Source organism: Candidatus Darwinibacter acetoxidans, from assembly GCF_041936445.1.
GTDB lineage: Bacteria > Bacillota > Limnochordia > Darwinibacteriales > Darwinibacteriaceae > DTU010.
On record NZ_JBHGXH010000222.1, the window covers coordinates 1 to 4765 of the forward strand.

The window sequence follows — 4765 nt, forward strand, 5'->3', positions numbered from 1 at the left end:
GGAGGACCTGTCGAATTAAAGAGCTGGGTTGATTTGGTGGTGAAAGCACATGAAGGAGAGGCAGATCCTCCAGAAAGCCCAGCGTGACCCTGTTTGGTTCGTCGAGGAAGTTTTGAACGCTCACCCGTGGGAGAAGCAAGCGGAGATACTGCGGGCGGTCAGAGACTATCCCAGAACCGCCGTCCGGAGCTGCCACGGCGTCGGCAAGTCGTTCATCGCAGGCCAGGTGATACTCTGGTTCCTCTCCTGCTTCCCGTACTCAATCGTTCTGAGTACAGCTCCGACCTGGAGGCAGGTGGAGAAGCTGATCTGGAAGGAAGTGAGGGCTTCATACAGGAGGGCCAAGATACCGCTTGGGGGTAACCTCCTTCCCAAAAGCCCGGAGATTCAGATCGTCCAGGACGAGTGGTATGCTGCTGGCCTGTCTACGAATGAGCCCGACCGTTTCCAAGGCTTCCACGAAGAGAACATTCTGGTGGTGGTGGACGAGGCCGCGGGCGTGCCTGAAGAAATCTTTGAGGCCATTGAGGGTGTGCTTACTTCGAGTAACGCACGTCTTCTCTTGTTGGGGAACCCGACCAGCACGGCGGGGACATTCTTTCAGGCGTTCAGAGGCGGGGGCTGGAAGACGCTCAGCATATCCGCGTTTGACACGCCCAATTTCATGGCGTTTGGCATAACAGAGAGCGACATCGCTGCCGACACCTGGCGTAACAAGATCACCGGGCCTTTGCCAAACCCGAAGCTGATAACTCCGGAGTGGGTGGCCGATAAGTACAGACGCTGGGGGCCGGAGTCGCCGGCCTATATTGCGCGCGTTAAGGGTGAGTTTCCCCCAGAGAGCGAGGATACTCTCATCCCCTTGGCTTGGATCGAAGCGGCTATGGAGAGATGGCATGACATGGAGCACGGCGAACCGGTCGAACTCGGTGTGGACGTTGCCAGGTTCGGCAGCGACAAAACCGTCATCGGCGTTCGACACGGGTGGAAGGTCATCGCGCTCCACGACTACAGCAAGCAGGACACCATGGAGACCGCTGGCCGTGTGATTCAGGCGTACAAGGAGCACAGGGCCACCGATATCAAGATCGACGTCATCGGTCTGGGCGCCGGCGTGGCAGACAGGTTGAGGGAGCAAAGCGCTCCCGTGACCGAGGTCAACGTTGCAGAGAAGCCCAACGACCCCGAGAACTTCGACAACCTACGCAGTGAGCTGTGGTGGAACCTGCGGCAGCTCCTGGACCCGAATACCAAGATGAACCCTAACCCGATCGGTCTGCCGCCGAATGATGAACTCCTGGCCGACCTGTCCGGCATTAAGTACAAGATCAACTCCTCGGGAAAGATTGTGGTCGAGTCAAAGGCTGAGATGAAAAAGCGCTTAGGCCGCTCCCCAGACTATGGCGATGCGGTCTGTTTGTTGTTTGCGAAAGGGCGCAGGATGAACATCGACGCCTTGAGGGCACTTGCGAGCATAAAGATCTATCGCTAGAAGCGGGGTGAAAAGATGAGCTTCATAGGTGAGATGGTGAGGATACCTAGCAAGATAGCAGGAGAAATCTCCAGGCTGCGCCAAAGGGTTCATCGATGGGGAATACGCATAGCCAGCTCTTCTCCGGGTGTTTACCAACTCCGTTCTGAACCTGTGGACTACCAGCTGGCGCGAGAGCTCTACGATAACACAAATGATGCATATAAGCTGGGCGCCGCCTTCGCCAAGCCGGTGATTAACATTACTGTCGGCTTCATGGGCATACCCCGTTTTGTCAGCGAGGATGAAGATGCGCAAGCGGTGCTGGATGAGTTCTTTGGGGAGCACTCTTCACTGATGCAAATGACGCATCTGGGTGGGCTGAGGGATGGGGATTGCTGGGTCTGGCTTACCCGGGAAGAGTCCGAAGAAAACAGTGCGCTTTATCCCGAGGCCGTTGGCGGCAGGTTAGTCTATAACATAATTCCGCCCGAGATGATTGCCCAGGACAAACTGAAGCGCCACCCCATCACGGGTGAGATCATCGAGTATGTACTCGAGTCCTCCTGCGGATGGATTGACGAACGAGGGAATCTACGCAAATGCAAGGTGCAGGAGCGCATCAATAGAGATGCCCGAATCACGACGATCATCGAAGGAGACAACCCTGGCATCGAGGAAGGGGAACGGGAAAATCCGTGGGGGTTCATCCCTATCGTTCAGTTTTCCAACGAGAGGGATCCAGGGTCTGCTTTTGGGAAGAGCGAGCTCGAGGTGATCGAGCCGTTCATCAAGGCATATCACGATGTGATGCTCCACGCCATCCAGGGTTCCAAGCTACACAGCACTCCGAAACTCAAGTTGCATCTCAAAGACGTCGACACCTTCTTGTCAGTCAACTTCGGCATAACGGATCTTGCCGAGTTCATGCGTAAGGGCGGCGAACTCAAGATTGATGGTAGAGAGGCGTTCATCTTTACGCAAGACGGTGAAGACGCCGACTTCGCCGAAGTGCGTTCTGCCACCGGCGATGCCAAAGAACTGCTTCAACTGCTGTTCTGGTGTATCATAGATGCCTCTCAGACACCGGAGTTTGCATTCGGAACCCACACGCCCAGTTCCCTGGCCAGCGTTAAGGAGCAGATGCCCGTGCTGATCAAGAAGATTGATCGCAAACGGGAGCAGTTCGCTGACAGCTGGAAAAGGCTCGCCAGGATGGTACTGGCTATGGAGTCGATGGCTTCAGGCAAGAAGTTTGCTACCCATGCTGTTGAGCTGGTCTGGGATGAGGTAGACCCGAGGGGTGACAAAGAGGTTGCTGAGACCATCGAAGTATTGGTAAGGGCCCTCACCACGGCCGTCAATAACCAGATCATGTCTCACGAGGCTGCCGTGTCGTTCCTGGCCAAGTACGTCGAGACCATGAACGACTACGAAAGTGATGACCCCGAGGTGATGGGTGAGAAAGACAGGATCGTCCAGGATATGCTGCGCAGGTCTCAGCTTGAGGACGCTCAGCTCGCTGAAGATGAACAAAAGATGATCGAGCAGGTCTTGGCCGAGATCCAAAAGAGCCAGAACCGCGGCCGTGATGGTGATGCGTGATGTCTGTCCAGGAGATGACCAGGCGCAACATCGAGCTTATTCGGCGCATATCAGACAGCGTGATGGGCCGGGAACTCCTCACAGCCAGAAGGGACTTTCTGGCTGTCAAACTGAGGCATGAGCCCGCATTGGCCAAGATATACCTGGATGCGGCGGATCGAGTGGCCAAACAGCTGAGAAGCTTGAGCCCCACTGTGGGTCAGCTGACTCGCAACCACCTCGAGGCCTTGGACAAAGCGCTGCGCAAGGAAGCCGACACCATCTACCAAAAGAGCGCTGCACTCATCAAGACGGGCCTGATGGAGGTTGTAGAGATCGGGGCCCGGCCGATAGACAACTTCCTCATCAGGGCTTTGAAAGAGGCGGATGCTCCGATAGACTTCTTGCGCCTGCAGAGGGGGTTTGCTGATCTCAACAAGTCTGCAGTCGAAGCCTTCTGGCTGCGCACTCGCCAAGGGTTAGCTATTTCGGATCGCATTTGGGAGCAGGCCGAGTCCGCCAGGCAGGCCATGCGGGATATTATCCACGCAGGCATAACTTCGGGGCGCGATGCTGTCCAAGTGGCGAAGGATTTAGAAGTTTATGTGAGAAATGGTACACTTGCGGAAGACTATCCGAACATGATGGCGCGCATGGAGCGCCGTGTGCCTGGCAACCTGTCCTATGAAGCACTCAGGCTTGCCAGGACAGAGTACGCAATGGCCTTTAACGAAGCAGTCTACAGCAGGGGCATGATCAACCCGGCCTATATCGGCGTTCAGTACTGCTTATCGGATAGTCATCCGGAGCCAGATATCTGCGACGATTTGGCGTCTGCAGACCTCTATGGCATGGGGCCAGGGGTGTACAAGAAGGGTGAAGAACCTCCCCACCCGCACCCAAACTGCCTCTGCTACGTCGTGCCCGTCGTCATTGAAACAGAGAAGTTTGTTCAGGACTTGATCCGTTGGAAGAAGGATCCCCGGTCGGTTGACTACTTGGAAGAGTGGCACAACAACATCTATAGGCAGATGGTGTTCTAAGGAGGGCCATCATGCCCCGGATACCCAGCCTCGAGACTACGCGGTATTGGGACAAGTTCCTCCATCTCGCACGAGACTGCATGAGGGACCTGTTTGACTATGCCCATTATTGGGATCAACTAAGTAGCGAGCACCGATACAGCTTGCTGCAGTCCTGCGGGCTGATCAAAACGGCCATACCGCATCTGCAGGGAGGTCGCGAAAGGGGCGAGCTGACCCGCAGGCAGCTGAGGGAACTGGCTGTTCTTGAGCGCAGGTATTCTGAGGCTGTGAAGCTCCTGGAACTGCTGAGACGCAGGGACCAGGAACTACACGCAAAGGAGAGGGACCATGAATAAGACCAAAGTCCAGTGCGACAATTGTCCTGCAGTATTCATCGTGCAGGACAATATGTTTGTTAGGCAGGTTGAGGATGGTATCGAGGAAGTCGGGTTCACCTGCCCGGAGTGTGGGCGTGAGACCATCGCCTACAAGATTGATGACGAGATCAAGCTGTTGCAGAAGAAGGTGAGGAAAGAGCGAGAGAAGGCCCAGAGGAAGATCGAAGCTGGCGTTGAGCCGAGGAAGGCCGAACGGAAGTTGAGGCAGGTGGTCCGTTCGCTGAGGCATTCGATGGATAGGCTAAACGGAAGGACACCTGAATAGCAAACGATGGGAGTTTCCTCCC

General features: G+C 55.6%; 5 protein-coding genes. All 5 read left to right on the forward strand.

What is annotated here, in order from left to right; all coding sequences use genetic code 11:
* The first annotated feature begins 49 nt into the window (after positions 1–49).
* The 5 genes from ACE4YL_RS08370 to ACE4YL_RS08390 are packed head-to-tail and all read left to right on the forward strand — an operon-like array spanning position 50 to position 4743.
* Entirely contained in the window at positions 50–1492 is a 1443-nt protein-coding gene (locus ACE4YL_RS08370) for a hypothetical protein (protein WP_461369510.1), read from the forward strand.
* Positions 1493–1507: 15 nt separating this feature from the next.
* Complete coding sequence (locus tag ACE4YL_RS08375) at positions 1508–3076, forward strand: phage portal protein (RefSeq protein WP_461369511.1); 1569 nt, start codon at positions 1508–1510, stop codon at positions 3074–3076.
* Positions 3076–4098, forward strand: a complete 1023-nt coding sequence (locus tag ACE4YL_RS08380; protein ID WP_461369512.1) for a hypothetical protein — start codon at positions 3076–3078, stop codon at positions 4096–4098. The genes ACE4YL_RS08375 and ACE4YL_RS08380 overlap by 1 nt, the downstream gene beginning before the upstream one ends.
* An 11-nt stretch (positions 4099–4109) precedes the next feature.
* Positions 4110–4436 carry a hypothetical protein gene (locus ACE4YL_RS08385; RefSeq protein ID WP_461369513.1) on the forward strand — a complete coding sequence of 109 codons (327 nt, stop codon included), beginning with the start codon at positions 4110–4112 and terminating at the stop codon, positions 4434–4436.
* Entirely contained in the window at positions 4429–4743 is a 315-nt protein-coding gene (locus ACE4YL_RS08390) for a hypothetical protein (RefSeq protein ID WP_461369514.1), read from the forward strand. The genes ACE4YL_RS08385 and ACE4YL_RS08390 overlap by 8 nt, the downstream gene beginning before the upstream one ends.
* Positions 4744–4765 lie beyond the last annotated feature (22 nt).

Excerpts from the sequence above, each read along its gene's own strand:
- ACE4YL_RS08380 (WP_461369512.1), top strand. The coding sequence starts at position 3,076 with ATGTCTGTCCAGGAGATGACCAGGCGCAACATCGAGCTTATTCGGCGC.
- ACE4YL_RS08375 (WP_461369511.1), top strand. The coding sequence starts at position 1,508 with ATGAGCTTCATAGGTGAGATGGTGAGGATACCTAGCAAGATAGCAGGA.
- ACE4YL_RS08390 (WP_461369514.1), top strand. The coding sequence starts at position 4,429 with ATGAATAAGACCAAAGTCCAGTGCGACAATTGTCCTGCAGTATTCATC.
- ACE4YL_RS08385 (WP_461369513.1), top strand. The coding sequence starts at position 4,110 with ATGCCCCGGATACCCAGCCTCGAGACTACGCGGTATTGGGACAAGTTC.
- ACE4YL_RS08370 (WP_461369510.1), top strand. The coding sequence starts at position 50 with ATGAAGGAGAGGCAGATCCTCCAGAAAGCCCAGCGTGACCCTGTTTGG.